18 protein-coding genes are annotated in these 16,073 nt (G+C 72.0%); 11 read left to right on the forward strand and 7 right to left on the reverse strand.

Translation table 11 applies throughout. The annotated features are described in order from the left end of the window. Nucleotides 1-21: 21 nt before the first annotated feature. Nucleotides 22-594 (reverse strand): dihydrofolate reductase family protein, encoded by a 573-nt coding sequence (locus AB0M79_RS23610; RefSeq protein ID WP_364217381.1) that lies wholly within the window; start codon nt 592-594, stop codon nt 22-24. A 99-nt stretch (nt 595-693) separates the two neighbouring features. Between AB0M79_RS23610 and AB0M79_RS23615 the strand changes: the two genes are divergently transcribed. Both AB0M79_RS23615 and AB0M79_RS23620 read left to right on the forward strand, forming a co-directional pair. Next, entirely contained in the window at nt 694-1,272 is a 579-nt protein-coding gene (locus AB0M79_RS23615) for a TetR family transcriptional regulator (RefSeq protein ID WP_364217383.1), read from the forward strand. Nucleotides 1,273-1,323: 51 nt separating this feature from the next. After that, nucleotides 1,324-2,055, forward strand: coding sequence for a methyltransferase domain-containing protein (locus tag AB0M79_RS23620; RefSeq protein WP_364217385.1), 732 nt, complete (start codon nt 1,324-1,326; stop codon nt 2,053-2,055). Between the two features lie 230 nt (nt 2,056-2,285). Here the strand turns inward: AB0M79_RS23620 and AB0M79_RS23625 are convergent, their stop codons facing one another. Next, nucleotides 2,286-2,771 (reverse strand): NUDIX hydrolase, encoded by a 486-nt coding sequence (locus tag AB0M79_RS23625; protein WP_364217387.1) that lies wholly within the window; start codon nt 2,769-2,771, stop codon nt 2,286-2,288. Next, nucleotides 2,768-4,150: a hypothetical protein gene (locus AB0M79_RS23630; protein ID WP_364217389.1), complete on the reverse strand. Its 1,383-nt coding sequence runs from the start codon at nt 4,148-4,150 to the stop codon at nt 2,768-2,770. Before AB0M79_RS23630 ends, AB0M79_RS23625 begins: the two co-directional genes overlap by 4 nt. Nucleotides 4,151-4,334: 184 nt before the next feature. On the opposite strand from AB0M79_RS23630, the gene AB0M79_RS23635 reads away from it, so the two are divergent. Beyond that, the gene (locus AB0M79_RS23635; protein WP_364217391.1) at nt 4,335-6,074 is read left to right on the forward strand and encodes a hypothetical protein; all 1,740 of its coding nucleotides are present in this window, start codon (nt 4,335-4,337) and stop codon (nt 6,072-6,074) included. Here the strand turns inward: AB0M79_RS23635 and AB0M79_RS23640 are convergent. Continuing rightward, nucleotides 6,039-6,467, reverse strand: a complete 429-nt coding sequence (locus AB0M79_RS23640) for an NUDIX hydrolase (RefSeq protein ID WP_364217508.1) — start codon at nt 6,465-6,467, stop codon at nt 6,039-6,041. The genes AB0M79_RS23635 and AB0M79_RS23640 overlap by 36 nt on opposite strands. Nucleotides 6,468-6,520: 53 nt before the next feature. Between AB0M79_RS23640 and AB0M79_RS23645 the strand changes: the two genes are divergently transcribed. The 3 genes from AB0M79_RS23645 to AB0M79_RS23655 all read left to right on the forward strand — a co-directional run bounded on the left by AB0M79_RS23645 (nt 6,521) and on the right by AB0M79_RS23655 (nt 8,985). Beyond that, nucleotides 6,521-7,360: a sugar phosphate nucleotidyltransferase gene (locus AB0M79_RS23645; protein ID WP_364217393.1), complete on the forward strand. Its 840-nt coding sequence runs from the start codon at nt 6,521-6,523 to the stop codon at nt 7,358-7,360. A gap of 333 nt (nt 7,361-7,693) precedes the next feature. Then, the gene (locus AB0M79_RS23650; protein WP_364217395.1) at nt 7,694-8,665 is read left to right on the forward strand and encodes a PQQ-binding-like beta-propeller repeat protein; all 972 of its coding nucleotides are present in this window, start codon (nt 7,694-7,696) and stop codon (nt 8,663-8,665) included. Then, nucleotides 8,653-8,985 (forward strand): hypothetical protein, encoded by a 333-nt coding sequence (locus tag AB0M79_RS23655; protein ID WP_364217397.1) that lies wholly within the window; start codon nt 8,653-8,655, stop codon nt 8,983-8,985. The genes AB0M79_RS23650 and AB0M79_RS23655 overlap by 13 nt, the downstream gene beginning before the upstream one ends. Here the strand turns inward: AB0M79_RS23655 and AB0M79_RS23660 are convergent. Together AB0M79_RS23660 and AB0M79_RS23665 are read right to left on the reverse strand one after the other, a co-directional pair. Continuing rightward, complete coding sequence (locus AB0M79_RS23660) at nt 8,961-9,692, reverse strand: APH(3') family aminoglycoside O-phosphotransferase (RefSeq protein ID WP_364217399.1); 732 nt, start codon at nt 9,690-9,692, stop codon at nt 8,961-8,963. The two genes, AB0M79_RS23655 and AB0M79_RS23660, sit on opposite strands and share 25 nt — an antisense overlap. Beyond that, entirely contained in the window at nt 9,689-9,931 is a 243-nt protein-coding gene (locus tag AB0M79_RS23665) for an SRPBCC domain-containing protein (protein WP_364217401.1), read from the reverse strand. The genes AB0M79_RS23660 and AB0M79_RS23665 overlap by 4 nt, the downstream gene beginning before the upstream one ends. A gap of 59 nt (nt 9,932-9,990) precedes the next feature. Between AB0M79_RS23665 and AB0M79_RS23670 the strand changes: the two genes are divergently transcribed. Then, entirely contained in the window at nt 9,991-10,119 is a 129-nt protein-coding gene (locus tag AB0M79_RS23670; RefSeq protein WP_364217403.1) for a hypothetical protein, read from the forward strand. A gap of 48 nt (nt 10,120-10,167) precedes the next feature. On the opposite strand, the gene argG is transcribed toward AB0M79_RS23670, so the two are convergent. Then, nucleotides 10,168-11,616, reverse strand: a complete 1,449-nt coding sequence (gene argG, locus AB0M79_RS23675; protein ID WP_364217405.1) for an argininosuccinate synthase — start codon at nt 11,614-11,616, stop codon at nt 10,168-10,170. A gap of 95 nt (nt 11,617-11,711) precedes the next feature. Here argG and AB0M79_RS23680 point away from each other — a divergent pair, with 95 nt between their 5' ends. From AB0M79_RS23680 to AB0M79_RS23695, 4 genes are all read left to right on the forward strand, one after another. After that, a complete protein-coding gene (locus AB0M79_RS23680; protein ID WP_364217407.1) occupies nt 11,712-12,194 on the forward strand; it encodes a hypothetical protein in 483 nt (160 codons plus the stop codon). Nucleotides 12,195-12,272: 78 nt separating this feature from the next. Then, nucleotides 12,273-13,487: an MFS transporter gene (locus AB0M79_RS23685; protein ID WP_364217409.1), complete on the forward strand. Its 1,215-nt coding sequence runs from the start codon at nt 12,273-12,275 to the stop codon at nt 13,485-13,487. A gap of 304 nt (nt 13,488-13,791) precedes the next feature. Then, on the forward strand, nt 13,792-15,240 hold the full coding sequence (rox, locus tag AB0M79_RS23690) for a rifampin monooxygenase (protein ID WP_364217411.1): 1,449 nt from the start codon (nt 13,792-13,794) through the stop codon (nt 15,238-15,240). 58 nt (nt 15,241-15,298) lie between these two features. Then, nucleotides 15,299-16,036, forward strand: coding sequence for a VOC family protein (locus AB0M79_RS23695; protein ID WP_364217413.1), 738 nt, complete (start codon nt 15,299-15,301; stop codon nt 16,034-16,036). Nucleotides 16,037-16,073 lie beyond the last annotated feature (37 nt).

Consider the following 16,073-nt stretch of genomic DNA (forward strand, 5'->3'; position numbering starts at 1 on the left):
TGATTGTCGCGCGGGCCGGGTTCAGGTGGCCCTGGTGTAGGTGGTCATGACGACGCCGGAGGCGAATTCGTGGGTCTCGACGGGGGTGTAGGTGGTCGGGGTGAACGGGCCGTCGAACAGTGGGATGCCGGCGCCGGCGACGATCGGGTTCCGTTTGATGATCAGTTCGTCGATCTCGTCGCGCAGGGTCGCGGCGAGCTTGCCGCCGCCGCAGAGCCAGATGTCGAGGCCGTCCTGCTGTTTGAGGTCGCGTACGACGCGGACCGGGTCGTCGGCGACGACGGTGACCTGCGGGTCGTCGTTGGTCAGGGTGCGGGAGACGACGTACTGGCGCAGGTGCGGGTAGGGGCTGGTGATTCCTTCGCGCAGGGCGGGTTCGTAGGTGCCGCGTCCCATGACGACGGTGTCGAACCGCTGGTTGGGCAGGTCGGCCAGGCCGAGTGGGGCGCGTACGTGGCCGGGAATCGTCTCGGGGTAGCGGGCGACGATCGCCTCGGTCAGGTCGGCGGGCAGGGGGAAGAAGTCGAACTCGCCGGCGGGGCCGGCGATGTGGCCGTCGAGGGTGGCGGCGACGTAGTAGGTCAGCTTTCGCATCGTTTCCCGTTCCGGTCCGGTCACCGGACCTGATGTACTGTGCTTGCAGTGATTCGACCGTAGTACTGCAGTCACAGTGGTGTCAATCGGGAGGCCCCCATGCGACAGAACCCGGCCCGGCGCACCGCGCTGCTCGACGCCGCCATCGAGGTCCTGGCCCGCGACGGCTCACGCGGCCTGACCCTGCGCGCCGTCGACACCCAGGCCGCCGTCCCCACCGGCACCACCTCGAACTACTTCACCAACCGCGCCGACCTGCTCGCCCAGGTCATGCGCCGCACCCGCGAGCGGCTCACCCCCGACCCCGCCGAACTCGCCGACACCATGACCGCGCCACCGTCGGCCGACCTGACCGTCACCCTCATGCGCGCGATCGTCGAACGGATGCGCCGCGACCGCAGCAGCCACCTCGCCCTGCTCGAACTGCGCCTGGAAGCCACCCGCCGGCCCGAACTGCACGCCGAACTGACCCGGTTCCTCGCCGCCGACCTGGCCGCCAACATCGACTTCCACGTCGACGCCGGACTGCCCGGCGACCGCCGCGGCGTCGTCCTGCTCTACCTCGCCATGTTCGGCCTGATCATCGAAGACCTCACCGTCCCCGGCCTGCTCGCACCGCACCGGCCCGACACCCTGATCGAGGACCTAGTCGCCCGGCTGCTGCCCCCGACCGGCTGACCACACCGGCCCCCTTGCCCCCGTCGGCCGCACCGTGCTGCGGTGGACGGCATGGCCCGCATCGCGTACGACACCACCGCCGCGGCGGCGTTCGAAGCCAACCGCCACCTGACCGACGACGCCGTCGCCGCCTGGCGGCCGGCGCTCGCCCGGCACCTCGCCCCCCGGCCCGGACCGCGGCTGCTCGACCTCGGCGCCGGCACCGGCCGGTGGGCCCGGACCCTCACCACCTGGTACCCCGGCAGCCACGTCGTCGCCGTCGAACCGTCACCGGCGATGCGGGACCGCTGCAGCCACCCCGACGTACGCCCCGGACACGCCGCCGACATCCCGCTGCCCGCCGCCGACGTCGACGCCGCCTGGCTGTCCACCGTCATCCACCACGTCCCGGACCTGCCGGCGGCCGCCGCCGAACTGCGCCGCGTCGTACGGCCCGGCGGCCCGGTCCTGATCCGTTCGGTGTTCGCCGGCCGCCACCACGGCATCACCCTGTTCCGCCACTTCCCCGAAGCCGTCCGCGTCGTCGACACCTTCCCGACCGTCGCCGACGTCGAAACCGCCTTCGCCGCCCACGGCTTCACCACCACCGCGCTCGAACAGGTCCCGCAGGTCACCGCCGCCACACTCGCGGCCGCCGCCACCGGCCTGCGCCGCGACGCGCACACCCCGCTGCGACTGCTCACCGACGACGAGTACGCCACCGGCCTGGCCCGGCTGCAGCGGGCCGCCGCCACCGACACCGGCCCGGTCGTCGACACCTTCGACCTGCTCGTCCTACGCTGACCGCAACCGCCCGGACAGTTCGGTCCTCGGCCGCGTTCCACACGTAGACGACGACCGCCGTACCATCATCCAGGGCCAGCCGGTAGACGCCCTTGCGGGTGCCACCCCGCAGTCGCCCGACCCCGGTCGCCCGCCGGCCGGCGCCGAACACGACCCGTACGACGGCGGTATGTCGGGCGCCGAAGCGGCGGCGTTGCGGGCGGGGCGTTTGAGCTCGTGCACGGTGCCATCTATGAGAGACCGAGCGCGCCGTCGGTCAGGTAGATCGTCGTGCCCTTGGCGCGGGCCGCGAACGCGGCCTCGATGCGCGGCGCTACGCGTGGGGGCAGAAGGCTGCGGCACTGCTCCGGGTTGTGGAACCCGAACGTGTCCAGTTCGTCAGGGCAGAGCCGGATGTCGTGGTCGTCCGTGAGCCGGCCACCGTCGAAGACGAAGTTGACCAGGGCGCGGGTGCGGGGCCCGGCCGGGGCGGCCCAGTCGACGACCAGAAGGTCCCCGGCGGGCAAGGCGAGTCCGAGTTCTTCGCGCAGTTCGCGCTCGGCGGCTATGTTGGGGGTCTCGTGCTGGTCGACGTACCCGCCGGGGATGGCCCAGTGGTCGCGGTAGTTCGGTTTGACCAGCAGCACCCGCCCTCGCTCGTCGGTGACGAACAGGGCGGCAGCGGCGTGGAAGGCCGCGAGCTGCGCGTACCACTGCCTCGGCTCAACCCACGTCATTGTTTGACTTTACCCACGGCTGGCGAAACGTAGTCGCGGGCGCGGCGCAGGAACCCGTCGACCATCGGGTTGCCGTGATGCGCGGATAGGCGCCCGGCCAGGTCGGTGATGCGGTCGGTGACGCGGCGGGAGCGGACCCGGCCGGCCAGGTCGAGGGCGTCGTGGCCGAGCCGGCCGGCGTGCTCGGGCTCTGCGGAGGAGCCGGTGGCGTAGACGCTGGCGACCAGCGCGGTGTGCAGGGCGCGGGTGCGTACGCTGCCCTCGCCCAGGTCGAGGGCCTGCCCGGCGTACCCGAGGGCTTCCTTGGTGCGGCCGAGGTCACGCAGGCAGCGGATCGCTGTGCCGGCCAGGTGCGCCGGGGTGAAGTACCCGGCCCACGCCGGTTGGTCGTTTCCACCTGCCTTCGCGGTCGCGTTTTCGGCCAGCCGCAGCGCGGCTGTGCAACTGCGGGCGTCCCCGGCGATCGCGTGGGCGCACGCCTCGGCGGTGTGCAGCCTGGCCATGACCGACGTGTGGGCGCGGCCGCCGTCGACGGCGGCCCGGGCCAGCCGGACGGCTTCGCCGGGCTGTCGAAGGTAAACGGCCTGGGTGGACATGTTGGCCAGGATGTGTGCGCCGAACCCGACGTGATCGGCTGCCTTCGCCAGGCGCAGCGACTGGATGAAGTGCCGCTGCGCCCATCCGTGATCACCGATGTCGTAGCTCATGAACGCGACCTGGCCGGTCAGCTCGGCGACGGCGGCGAACAACTGCCGGCCTACCCGGTCGGTGTACGTGCCGTGGAGCATCGGCTCGACCTCGCGGTGCAGCCACTCGGCGAGGAACGCGCGGAACTGGCCGCCGCCGTGGCGCCGGTCGAGATCGAGGAACTGCTGCTGGCAGGCGCGAAGCGCGTCGACGTCGGCGAGGGTGACGCGGCGGGCGCCACGGTGGGAGGCGTCCGGGTCGCGGGGGTCGAAGTGCCAGCGCCATCCGGAATCAGCAGTGGCGGCCGCGACAAACGGCACCGCGCTGAGTGCGCCGTGGCGGGCGACTTGCTGCCGCCACAGGTCCGCGACGGTGGCGCGGGCGTCCTTCAGGTCGGCGGGGAACCTCAGGCCGAGGCTTGCCAGCGCGCCACCGGTGGTGAAGCCCAGTGCGTCGACGCCGATCGGCCGGCCGAGGCGTCGGGTCAGGACATCGGCGATGACCTGGGGTACCGGGTGGTCAGGGCGGCGGCCGCGCAGCCACCAGTACACCGAGGCGGCGTCGTAGCGAAGCGTCAGCCCGTGCGCGCGGCCGCGCAGGTTGACCTGCCGGGCGAACGCGGCCCGCGCCTGCGCGTACCCCGCCTCCTCGAGGAGCGCATATAGGTGGTGGTTGGAGACCGCTCGTGCCATCGGCCCGTCTCACCACCCTTCCCCGTCGGTGACGCGACCCAAGCATAGAGCGACATCAACGCTGGTCGTGGGTCGCGCAACCCCGCGCAAGCCCTGACAACCCGGCCCAACCCCGCCGACGCCGGAACACCTTCCGCGACGAACGCGTATCCGGCCAGCCTGGACCTCGGAGGTGAGGTCGGGTATGGACACAGCGTTCATCCACGTGCTGGACGAGATCGACCAGCGAGTCACCGATGTACGGGCGCAGGCCCGCGACGCCGGCGTGACCGTGCTGCCACCGCTGCTCGCGCTGGGTACCAGCGAGCGGGTCGGCTCCAACTGGCTGTCGGACACGCTGCGGCCGGTCATGCCGCAGCACAACGAGCCGTTCCGGCAGCAGATCGGCGCACTGCACCCGCTGTCGCCGGTCAACCCGGACGGCGTCGACGTCGAGCAGGTGCCCCGGGCGCTGCTCGGCACGCTCGGCTGGCACGGCCTGGTCGAGTTCGTGCTGGCCAAGTACGCGCCGGTGCGGCATCTGGTCAAGGAGACCAACCTGTTCTTCACCGCGCGGTCGCTGCTGCGGCTGTTCGCCGATGCGCCCGTGGTCGTGCTCACCCGCAGTCCGCTCGGCGTCGCCAGTTCCTTCGCGCGGTCCCAGTTGTTTCATCGGTGGGGGTACGCCGACCGTTACCGGCAGATGGTCACCATGACCTGCGGCGGGCCGCGCGAGCGGTTCGCGCCGCTGGTACCCGATGACGGCCCGGGCGAACTGACCGCGCTGACCCGGCTGATCGTGCTCAACGCGGTGCTGCTGGCCGACGCGCTCGACGGCCGCGACCACGCCCACGTCCGCTACGAGACCGCAGTGCTCGACCGGCCTGCTGCCTGGACGGCCCTGGCTGCGCTGATTCCGCAGAATCGCCTTCCGTACGCGACGCAGCCTGCGCCTGCGGCTGGTGACGACCTGTTCGCCACGACCAACCACAAGACCAGGCTGGCCGCGCAGCTCACCGCTGCGGAGGCCGCCCAGGTCACCGCGTGCACGGAGGAGACGCTGTCGGCGGCGGCCGACCGTGTGCCGGCCAGCGTGCTGGAGCGGGCGGCGACGTGGCTGACCGGGGCGGAGCACTACCAACTGGCTGAGCGGCCCGCGCCGTCGCGTAACGGTCGCGGCCGCACGGCGAGCCCGCCGCCGCAAGTCAGGTATGTGTATCTGCACGGGCTCGCTTGGCGGAACCTGCTGGTCAGCAACGCTGAGTTCTGCGGCCTGCTCAACGCGCTGCACGCGGCCGGAATGCCGAACTCCCAGCACGGTACACATCTGCTGCTGGTGCCGATGCCGCACGAACGCGGCGGCCGCATCCACTGGTCGCCGGAGCGGGAGAGCTGGATGGTCAGCCCCGGCTTCGCGCATCACCCGGTCTACTGGGTGACCTGGTTCGGGGCGGCCGTGTTCGCCGCGGTCAACTCCGCCCGGCTGCCCACGCACGGCGAACTGTGCGTACTGGCGGCCGACACCGAGCCGTCCAATCACGGCTACGCGCTTGGTGACGTCGCCCCGGTCACCCACATGATCAGCCCGCACGGTGTGCACCACCCGGTCGGCAACGTGCAGGTGTGGTGCGGTGACGGCCCACCAGCGGACTTCGGTCAACCTGTCGAGCGGTGGATCCACGGCGCGGCGTGGAACACCCCGGCCACCGCCGAGGAGGTCAACCGGCTGCGATCCAGGCACCTGCTCGGTGCGTCCCGTGGCATCGGCATCCGGCTCGCGCGGGACGTGAGCGCGCCGTTCACCGGCCCGACCGTCGCGCAGATCGCCACAGTGCTGGACACCTGGATCGATAGCCTCGCCGGCCGGGACCGCAGCCTCGCCGACCTGGATCTCGGGGTCGCGGCCTCGCTACAGGCCGATGTTGGCCTTCGGGCCCATATATGACCCGGCGTCGGGCCAGCCGGCCCTGGCCAACTCCACGAACCGCTCGCTGAACCCCAGCGACGGCAGATCAGCGAGCTTGACGAACTCCACCGCGCGGATCGGCCGGGTGTCCGCCCCGGGCACGACCGCCCCGAGCGTGCCACCCACCCGGCGGCACTCGAAGGTGAGGTGAACGACGTGCGCCTGCACGACATCGCACACGTACAGCAGATCCCCGACCCGGATCTCCAGACCAGTCTCCTCCCGCACCTCACGTTCAAGGGCCTCTTCGACCGTCTCGCCGGGTTCGACCTTGCCGCCAGGCAACGACCACGACCGGTCGCCCTCGGTGTCCTGGTCCAGCAGCAGGATCTGGTCATCCTCGATCACGATCGCGGTGACGCGCACATTCATCGGCACCCGCAGACCGTAACAATCCTGGACGATCACCACACGGCGGCGCGGCCATGAGCCGGCAGCCGATCACCCAGGTCGTCGTCTGCGCAGGTGGCCTGGGGACGAGGGTGGCGACGTGGGCGCGGCACCTGCCCAAGGAGTTCACGCCGGTAGCCGGCCGGCCGAGCATCCTGCACCTGCTCGACGAGCTGACCGCGCTCTCCCCGGCCCAGGTCACCGTCGTGTATCACCCGTTCTACGAGCCGTTCATCGCCTGGGCCAAGACAACACTCGGCCGGGGCGGCCTAGCCGCCTACCAGCGCGCCGCGCGCCTGCCGCGCACCGACCTGCCCCTGAGCGAGCAGCTGGACCTGACGTTCATTCCGCAGCGCGGGCGGTACGCCGACGTCACCTCGGTCCTCAACGGCACCGATCACCTGCGCGCGGCCGGGGACGTGTTCGTGGCTTTCGCCGACAACCTCTACCCCCACGACAACCCCAGCCGCGCGCTGGCGGCCGTCCCGGCCGGACAGACAGCGGTGCTCGTGCGGCGCTACCACCCGGCCGAGGCCGGCCACCGCGGCGTGGCCGTCTCCCACCGCGACGGCGCCGAACTCGTCCTGACCGACCTGATCGAGAAACCCTCCCCAGAGCGGGCGCGGGAACTGGAGGGCGAGCACGGGGCGTCAAGCCTGTGGCTGCTGGAAGGCCGCGCCCGGCTGACCCGAGCGTTCATCGACCAGCTGCGCCACGCTCCCATGGACTCGCGTACTGAGCCCAAGCTGTCGCTGGCGATCCGCCGGTACGCCACCGGCGAGCCGGTGCGTCTGGTCGTCACCCACTCAGCCGTGACCGACCTGGGCAACCCCACCGTGGACCGGCCGTCAACCGTCGCGGCGCTGGTGCGGTGACCCGGTGTCAGGCCGGCCAGGCCGAAGCCGCATGCCGCTACCCGTCGTGCCCTCACCACCGCCACCCTGGCAGCGGCGTGGGTGATCTCCAGCTGGAGTTCCCGATCGCGCAGGTACCGGCAGGCAAAATCGTGCGCAGCTGGGTGAGCCCGAATCCGATGAGGGACTGGCTGGGGGTGTCGACGTAGTTGGAGCTCACGTCCATATTCAGGGTCACCCGCAGTGCCGGGTCGAGCGGCGGCCCGGTCGACAGCGCCGCGACGTGCGCCAGCGCCCGCTGGTGCGGTGCGGGGGGCGGCGTCCACTGTCGCAGTATGCCGGTACCCTGCCGCCGTGCGTCCACGACTTTTGGCCGAGACCTCCGTACCCGCCGGCGATGCCATCTCCCACGTCGACGGGGTCGGCTGGCTCGTCGCGCGGCCCGCCGAGCAGGTGGTGGCCGTCCTCGACGACCTGCTGCGCCCCACCGCCCGGATTCCGGTGCCGACCAGTGGGGCGGCGTTCGAGGCGACCGTACGCGGCCGGCACGTCGCGGTCGTCACCCTCGACCACCTGGCCGTGGTCGACCTGGCCGGCAACCTGCTGTGGCGGCGCGACCAGCCGGTCGAGGCGGTCGGGACGCCGTGCACCCCGAACTGTTTCCTCGACGCCGACGGCGTGCTGTGGGTGTACGTGCCGGGCGGCGACCACCTGGTCGCGTTCGACGCGGCGACCGGGCGGGAGATCGACCGTATCGAACTGGAGTCGCAGATCGGTGCCGCCACCTTCTGGCCACACCCGGACCGCGGCCGGCTGGGGCTGCACGTCGTGCTGGGACAGGACGGCTCCTACAGCTGGCTGCTCCGCCTCGACGGCGACCGGATCGACTGCCGCGAGCTGGCCGGCGAGGTCCTGACCGGGTTCACCTCCGGCGGCGACCGCTACCTGGCGATGCCGCACGTCGACGGCGAGATCGGCATCCACGACGCCGCGACCGGCACGACGGTGGCCGGCTGCGACGCCGACGGCATCCCCGGCTACCCCACCGACCCGGAATACATCCTGGTCGAGGCCGCCGCCGTGGTCAGCGACGACCTCGTCGTCGTCGGCGTCAACACCGACGAGTACGAGACCGACACCGAGGAGCATCTGCTGCTGTCGACGGAAGACCTGCGGTACGTGGCGACGGTCGACTACGGACAGCCGATGACGACGTACGCGATCCGGCCCGCCGGCGGCGGCGGCCGCTGGCTCACCACCGGCCACGACGGCGACCTGGTACGCCTGTGGCGGCTCCCCGGCCCGGAGACGTCGTGGTCGACGTGACCGTCGACGGCGGCCCCGACCTGGCCCACGTGAGGCTGCGGTCGCCGACCTGGGAACTCAACGTCCGTGCCCCGTACGCCGGGCTCGCCGGCCTGCGGGCGATCCGGGACGCGGACTGGGCGGCCCGCCGGTCGCTGCGCGTCGGCACGTGCGCGGGAGTGCCGGTGCACTGGGCGTACGCGGACGGGTCCGTCGCGGTCCTGGTCGGCGCCGACGACGAGAGCTGGGACGTCGCCGTCCTGGTGCCGGTGGCGGTCGTCGACACGATCGTCGCCGCGTGTGCCGGCGGCGACGGTCAGAAGAACTCGTCCAGAAGCTGAAAGAAGTCGATCTTCGCCTGGTCGGTGCGCGACGGCCCGTACCGGGTGAGGAAGCGGGCGGCGTGGTAGGGATGCCACTCCCCGGCGAGGTCGCGGGTGACCAGTGCCAGGTCGCTGTGGCGGTCGGCGACGCCGAGCCGGGCGACGTCGACGACACCGGTGACGGTGCCGTCGTCGGCGACGAGCACGTTGGTCAGGGTCAGGTCGTTGTGGCAGACGACGAGGTCCTCGGACGCCGGCCGGGTCCGGTGCAGCTCGGCGCGCAGCCGGTCGGCGGACCAGCCGCGCCGTACGTCGTCGAGGTCGGCGAGGTCGACGGTGCCGGCGGTGACCGCGGCCTCGGCGGCGGGAACGGTCACCGCCAGCGACATGTCGAACGGGCAGTCGCGCACCGGCAGGTCGTGCAGCGTACGCAGCAGGTCGGCCAGCGAGTCGACGGCCCGGTCGCGGGCGGCGGCGGTGGTGAGCGCGACGGCGGGCCGGCCGGGTACGGCGGTCGTGACCAGCTCGCCGGGTCGGTGTCCGACGACCCGCGGGCACGGTACGCGCCGGCCGGCGAGCCAGGTGAGGCGGTGCGCCTCGGCGGCGATCCCGGCGGGGTCGCCGTGTTTGCGGTAGCGGTCGGTGCCGCGCCACACGCGGGCACCGGACCGCCCGGCGGTCACCGGTTCCCAGGACGCGGCCGCATCGCCTTCCCCGGCCGTCATGCCATCGTCGCCAGGGTCGCCGCCAAGCGTCGGGCGAGCTGGCCGCGCCAGCCGCCGCCGAGGATGCGCCAGGTCAGTTGCTGGGCCGGGTCGGTGCGGAACGTGAACCGGTGCCCGCCCCGGGGCTCGAACGTGTTCGGCATCAGCCAGGCGGCGACCAGGTCCGGGTCGGTCAGCGCCCGCCACACCTTCTCCGGCGGGTGCGACAGGAACGCGTCGGTGTGGATGTCGGCGGTCACGGCGTCTCGTCCAGGAGGTCGCGCAGCGCGCCGAGGTGGTCCTTCCAGAACCGCTCGTAGTGGCCGGGCCAGTCCTCGACCTCGCGCAGCGGGCCGGGTTGCAGCCGGTAGCGGCGTTCGCGGCCGGCGACTCGTGGCTGACCGCGCCCCGGATCGGGCTGGTGCCCAGCACCCGTGGCTGGGACTGACCTCTCCGGTGGCGCCCGCGATCGGGTGCCACCGGAGAGGTCCTTGCGTCAGTCGGTGCCGAACTCCATCGCGGCGTTGTCGAGAAGTTCGCCGTTGGGGCCCTCGCCGCGCGACGCGATCGCCTCGGCCCCGCCCTCCGGCATCGCGCCGATCAGCCCGGTCGGGGCCGGCTGGGCGGCGATCGTCAGCGCCGGGTGCGGGCTGCCGCCGACCATCCCGAGCCGGGCGTACTGCTCCAGCTTGGCCCGCGAGTCGGCGATGTCGAGGTTGCGCATGGTGAGCTGGCCGATCCGGTCGACCGGGCCGAACGCCGAATCCTGGGTGCGCTCCATCGACAGCTTGTCGGGGTGGTAGCTGAACGCCGGACCGGACGTCTCCAGGATCGAGTAGTCCTCGCCGCGCCGCAGCCGGATGGTCACCTCGCCGGTGATCGCCGACCCGACCCAGCGGTCCAGCGACTCGCGCAGCATCAGCGCCTGCGGGTCCAGCCAGCGGCCCTCGTACATCAGCCGGCCCAGCCGCCGGCCGTCGTTGTGGTAGCTGGCCAGGGTGTCCTCGTTGTGGATCGCGTTGACCAGCCGCTCGTACGCCGCGTGCAGCAGCGCCATGCCCGGCGCCTCGTAGATGCCGCGGCTCTTGGCCTCGATGACCCGGTTCTCGATCTGGTCGGACATGCCGATGCCGTGCCGGCCGCCGATCGCGTTGGCCTCCAGCACCAGGTCGACCGCGGAGGCGAACTCCTTACCGTTGATCGTCACCGGCCGGCCGCGCTCGAAGCCGATCGTGACGTCCTCGGTGTCGATCACGACGGCCGGGTCCCAGAACCGTACGCCCATGATCGGCTCGACGATCTCGATGCCGGCGTCGAGGTGTTCGAGGGCCTTGGCCTCGTGGGTGGCGCCCCAGATGTTCGCGTCGGTGGAGTATGCCTTCTCGGTGCTGTCCCGGTAGGGCAGGTCATGGGCGAGCAGCCACTCCGACATCTCCTTGCGGCCGCCGAGCTCGGTGACGAAGTCGGCGTCCAGCCACGGCTTGTAGATCCGCAGCGACGGGTTGGCGAGCAGCCCGTAGCGGTAGAACCGCTCGATGTCGTTACCCTTGAAGGTGGAGCCGTCGCCCCAGATCTGCACGTCGTCGTCGAGCATCGCCCGCACCAGCAGGGTGCCGGTGACGGCCCGCCCGAGCGGGGTGGTGTTGAAGTAGGTGCGGCCGCCGGACCGGATGTGGAACGCGCCGCAGGCCAGCGCGGCGAGTCCCTCCTCGACGAGCGCCGCCCGGCAGTCGACCAGGCGGGCGACCTCGGCGCCGTACGCCGTCGCGCGACCGGGCACCGAGGCGATGTCGGGCTCGTCGTACTGGCCGATGTCGGCGGTGTAGGTGCAGGGAACGGCACCCTTCTCGCGCATCCACGCGACCGCTACGGAGGTATCGAGGCCGCCGGAGAAGGCGATTCCGACGCGTTCGCCGACAGGCAGGGAGGTGAGAACCTTGGACACGAGCAGAAGTATATGCACGCGACCGCATGACCATGCAAGGCATCCCGAAACCGGGTGACGGCCGCGACAAATCCTGTCAACGTACTGTTGACAGGATGACGGCTGAACTGGCGGACCTGGCGGAGGTCCGCGCCGCCCGCGCCCGGCTGGACGAGCACGAACTCACCCTCATCGAACGCGCCCGCCACACCGGCGCCACCTGGGCACAGATCGCCGCCGCACTCGGCCTGGCCAGCCGGCAGGCCGCCGAACAGCGCCGCCAGCGACTCGTGGCGGCGGCCCAGGCCCGCCGGCACGAGGCCACCGGCGCGTACGCGCCCCGGATGGCGGCGGCCCGCACCGCAGTGGCGCGGCTGCAGAGATGGATCGACACCGACCGGCGGTGGGACACCCGCTTCACCCGGGCCGCGCTCGTACGCGCCACCGTCGCCGCCGCCCTGCAGGCCCAGCCCGGAGCCGTCCACGCCCTGGGCGTGCACGTCCTCACCGACCTGACCGAGGTGGACCAGCGACTTCTGCCCGTACCGGTCCGGGAGGCGACCGCCGCCCTGCGGGACGCCCTGTCAACAGACCATTGACAGTCGCGCCGCGCATTGCTCCGCATCGACTCAACTTCCAGAATGTGGGTCGCCACGACTCGATCCGCCGGGGGTGCCATGCGGCGCAACACCATCCTGTTCGTGACGATCTCGGCGCTGTCCGGCTTCGGCAGCACCACGATGTCCCTGGTCGCCGGCGTCTGGATCCTCGACCTGACCGGCTCCACCAGCCTCGCCGCGCTCACCGGGCTCTGCATCTACGCCCCGCAACTCGCCGGCCCCTGGCTCGGCGGACTGCTCGACCGGCTGCCCAAGCGACCCACCCTCGTCACGACCAACCTGGCACTCGCCGCCGCCCTGCTCAGCCTCCTCGGCGTACGCGCCGCCGAACACACCTGGCTGCTGTTCGCCGTCTCGCTCGCCTACGGCGTCAGCTACGTCCTCATCGACGCCGGCGAAACGGCCCTGCTGCCCCAGGCACTCCCACCCGACGGGCTCGCCGCCGTCAACGGCTGGCGCTCCAGCGCCCAGGAAGGCGCCAAGCTCGTCGCCCCGATGGCCGGCGCCGGCCTGTACGCCTGGCAGGGCGGGCACCAGGTCGCCGTACTCAGCGCCGCCATGCCCCTGCTCGGAGCCGCCCTCTACACCGCCCTGCTCCTGCGCCACACCCGACCCGCCCCGCCGGCACCTCGACGGTCCGGCCTGCGCGCCGGCCTGGCCGTACTGCGCACCGAACCCACGATCAGCCGCACCGTCACCCTGGCCGCCGTCGCGATCGCCATGTCCGGCTTCGTCACCGCGGCGCTGTACGCCGTGGTCACCGTCGACCTGCGGCTACCGGCGACGTTCCTCGGTGTCCTGCTCAGCGCGCAAGGGCTCGGCTCGATCGCCGGTGGCCTGTTCGCCGGCCGCCTGCTCACCCGATGGCGACCGGTCGCCGTCGGTGTCACCGGCACGGTACTGGTCGCCGCCGGCTGCCTGGCCCGCTGCCTGCCCTGGCCGGCGGCCACCGTCGCCGCCTCGGTGATCACCGGGATCGGCCTGCCCTGGACCCTGGTCGCGGCCGTCACCGCCGTACAGACCCACACCCCGCCCGCGGTGCTCGGCCGCGTCGCCGCCACGGCCAACACCGTCATGTTCGCGCCGATCGCCCTGGCGATCCCACTCGGCGCCGCCGCCGTACACCTGGGCGGCCGGCCACCCCTGATCATCGCCGCCGTAATCTGTCTCGTCGCCGCGGCGGCCGTGTCGCGCCGACGGCGGCCCGCAACCGGTGGAGTCGGGGCCGGCAATCTCGGGTCCGACGAGCGGAAGACCGCCCTGGCCCGGTGACGCGGCCGTGAGTGACCGGGTCGTGTCGGGCATCCGAAAAGGCGGCGAGGCAACAGAAGGCGAGACAGCAAAAGGCGAGGAGAACGCACTCCTCGCCACTCCCAACATATAGCGCACTGGGGGTCTTGCGGCAAGACCCGGGTCGTACCGCAGAATCGTCGGCCGGGGCCAGAACCTGTGGAAAACAGCGGTTCATGCAGTACGTGTGCTCTTGTCGACGTATGAGCATTCGGGGCGCGCGGGCGCGCGCCACCGGACCGGGACGGATCTGGCCGACACGCAAACCTCAGGGATTGGGCGGTTCATGTTCGACGTGATCGTTGCCGGTGGCGGCCCGACCGGCTTGATGCTCGCCAGCGAGCTGCGGCTGCACGGGGTGCGGGTGCTCGTACTGGAGCGGGAGACCGAGCCGGTCCCGTACGTCCGCGCGCTCGGTCTGCACGCGCGCAGCATCGAGGTGCTGGACCAGCGCGGCATGCTGGACCGGTTCCTCGCACTCGGCCAGCGGTACCCGGCCGGTGGGTTCTTCGCCGGCATCGCCAAGCCCGCCCCCGAGCGGCTGGACACCGCGCACCCCTACGTTCTCGGCATCCCGCAGACCACCACCGACCGCCTGCTGGCCGAGCACGCCACCGAGGTCGGCGCCGAGATCCGGCGCGGCTGCGAACTGGTCGGGCTGAGGCAGGACGACAGCGGGGTCACCGCCGAACTGTCCGACGGCACCCAGCTGCGCTCCCGCTACCTCGTCGGCTGCGACGGCGGTCGCAGCACCGTACGCAAGCTGCTCGGCGTCGGCTTTCCCGGCGAGCCCAGCCGGGTCGAGACGCTGCTCGGCGAGATGGAGGCGACCGCGCCACCCGAGACGGTGACCGCCGTGGTGACCGAGGTCCGCAAGACCGAGAAGCGGTTCGGTCTCGGCCCCATCGGTGACGGGGTGTACCGCGTGGTCGTACCCGCGGCCGGGGTGGCCGAGGACCGCTCGATCCCGCCGACCCTGGAAGAGTTCAGCCGGCAGCTGCGGACATACGCCGGCACCGACTTCGGCGTCCACTCACCACGCTGGCTGTCCCGCTTCGGCGACGCCACCCGGCTCGCCGAACGCTACCGGGTCGGCCGAGTCCTGCTGGCCGGCGACGCGGCGCACATCCACCCGCCGACCGGCGGACAGGGGCTCAACCTCGGCATCCAGGACGCCTTCAACCTCGGCTGGAAACTGGCCGCCGAGATCGACGGCTGGGCACCGCACGGGCTGCTGGACAGCTACCACACCGAGCGGCACCCGGTGGCCGCCGACGTACTGGACAACACCCGCGCGCAGATGGAACTGCTGTCCACCGAGCCGGGGCCCCAGGCGGTACGCCGGCTGCTTTCGGAGCTGCTGGCCTTCGACGACGTGAACCGGTACCTGACGGAGAAGATCATGGCGATCGGCATCCGCTACGACTTCGGCGAGGGCCACGAACTGCTCGGCCGGCGGATGCGCGACCTGCGGCTGCAACGGGGGCGTCTCTACGAGCTGACCCACGCCGGCCGTGGACTGCTTCTCGACCAGACCGGCGGGCTCTCGGTCGCCGGGTGGGCGGACCGGGTCGACCACGTCGTCGACAGCAGCACGGAACTGGACGTACCCGCCGTGCTGCTGCGGCCGGACGGCCACGTCGCCTGGGCCGGCGAAGACCAGGAAGATCTTCTCGGCCAGATGCCCCGGTGGTTCGGCGCCGCCCGCGACGAGCCGGACACGACTGTCGGCTGAGTCTGACGCGGTTCCTGCGGTCCATCCTGGTCTGATCGCCGGGCATAGGGTAGATGGCGTGGCGCTGCGACTTGTTCAGGCGAACTTCAAGGCCCGGGACGACTCGACACTCGGCCGGTTCTGGGCGGAGGCCCTCGGCTGGGTTTCCCGCTCGGTTCCCGGTGCGACCAGCGTCGCGCCCGCCGGCTTCGTCTGGACGGACCCCGACGCCCCGGTCTGCGTCGACGTCATAGCCGTGCCGGACCCCGAAACGGTGAGGTGTCGCGCGCGCCTCGACCTCGCCACCACCTCCACGATCCATCGGACGGAGTTGGTCGCGCGCCTGAAGGAGCTCGGTGCGACACCCGCCGACGCGGGCCGGGGCGACGTCCCGTGGACGGTGCTGGCCGACCCGGAGGGCAACGTGTTCCGCGTGCTGGAGCCTCGGGAGATCTACCGGGACACCGGGCCGATCGCCGCCGTGGTCGTCGACTGCGCGGACCCGCGGGCCATGGCCCGCTTCTGGGGCGAGGTGATGGACTGGACCCCGCACGAGGTGACCGACGACCATGCGCGGCTGCGCTCGGCCAAGGGGGTCGGGCCGTACCTTGAGTTCCTCCGCGCGCCGGACGTGACGACCGTGCGGCACCGCGCCCATCTCGACGTGGTGCCGTATCAGGGTGACGATCAGGCGGCCGAGGTGGCCCGGCTGCTGGCTCTCGGCGCGACCCGCGCCGATGTCGGCCAGGGCGACGTCTCGTGGGTCGTCCTCGCCGACCCCGAGGGCAACGAGTTCTGCGTCCTCGCTCCGGGCTGACGCGGAACGTCCCCCTAGCCCGCGCGACGAGTCGATG

Source organism: Polymorphospora sp. NPDC051019 (assembly GCF_040683055.1).
Classification (GTDB): domain Bacteria; phylum Actinomycetota; class Actinomycetes; order Mycobacteriales; family Micromonosporaceae; genus Polymorphospora; species Polymorphospora lycopeni.

What these genes read in the sequence shown, in the direction of transcription:
- AB0M79_RS23610 (WP_364217381.1), bottom strand. Translation starts at nt 594, where the DNA reads ATGCGAAAGCTGACCTACTACGTCGCCGCCACCCTCGACGGCCACATC.
- AB0M79_RS23615 (WP_364217383.1), top strand. Translation starts at nt 694, where the DNA reads ATGCGACAGAACCCGGCCCGGCGCACCGCGCTGCTCGACGCCGCCATC.
- AB0M79_RS23620 (WP_364217385.1), top strand. Translation starts at nt 1,324, where the DNA reads ATGGCCCGCATCGCGTACGACACCACCGCCGCGGCGGCGTTCGAAGCC.
- AB0M79_RS23625 (WP_364217387.1), bottom strand. Translation starts at nt 2,771, where the DNA reads ATGACGTGGGTTGAGCCGAGGCAGTGGTACGCGCAGCTCGCGGCCTTC.
- AB0M79_RS23630 (WP_364217389.1), bottom strand. Translation starts at nt 4,150, where the DNA reads ATGGCACGAGCGGTCTCCAACCACCACCTATATGCGCTCCTCGAGGAG.
- AB0M79_RS23635 (WP_364217391.1), top strand. Translation starts at nt 4,335, where the DNA reads ATGGACACAGCGTTCATCCACGTGCTGGACGAGATCGACCAGCGAGTC.
- AB0M79_RS23640 (WP_364217508.1), bottom strand. Translation starts at nt 6,467, where the DNA reads ATGAATGTGCGCGTCACCGCGATCGTGATCGAGGATGACCAGATCCTG.
- AB0M79_RS23645 (WP_364217393.1), top strand. Translation starts at nt 6,521, where the DNA reads ATGAGCCGGCAGCCGATCACCCAGGTCGTCGTCTGCGCAGGTGGCCTG.
- AB0M79_RS23660 (WP_364217399.1), bottom strand. Translation starts at nt 9,692, where the DNA reads ATGACGGCCGGGGAAGGCGATGCGGCCGCGTCCTGGGAACCGGTGACC.
- AB0M79_RS23680 (WP_364217407.1), top strand. Translation starts at nt 11,712, where the DNA reads ATGACGGCTGAACTGGCGGACCTGGCGGAGGTCCGCGCCGCCCGCGCC.
- AB0M79_RS23685 (WP_364217409.1), top strand. Translation starts at nt 12,273, where the DNA reads ATGCGGCGCAACACCATCCTGTTCGTGACGATCTCGGCGCTGTCCGGC.
- rox (WP_364217411.1), top strand. Translation starts at nt 13,792, where the DNA reads ATGTTCGACGTGATCGTTGCCGGTGGCGGCCCGACCGGCTTGATGCTC.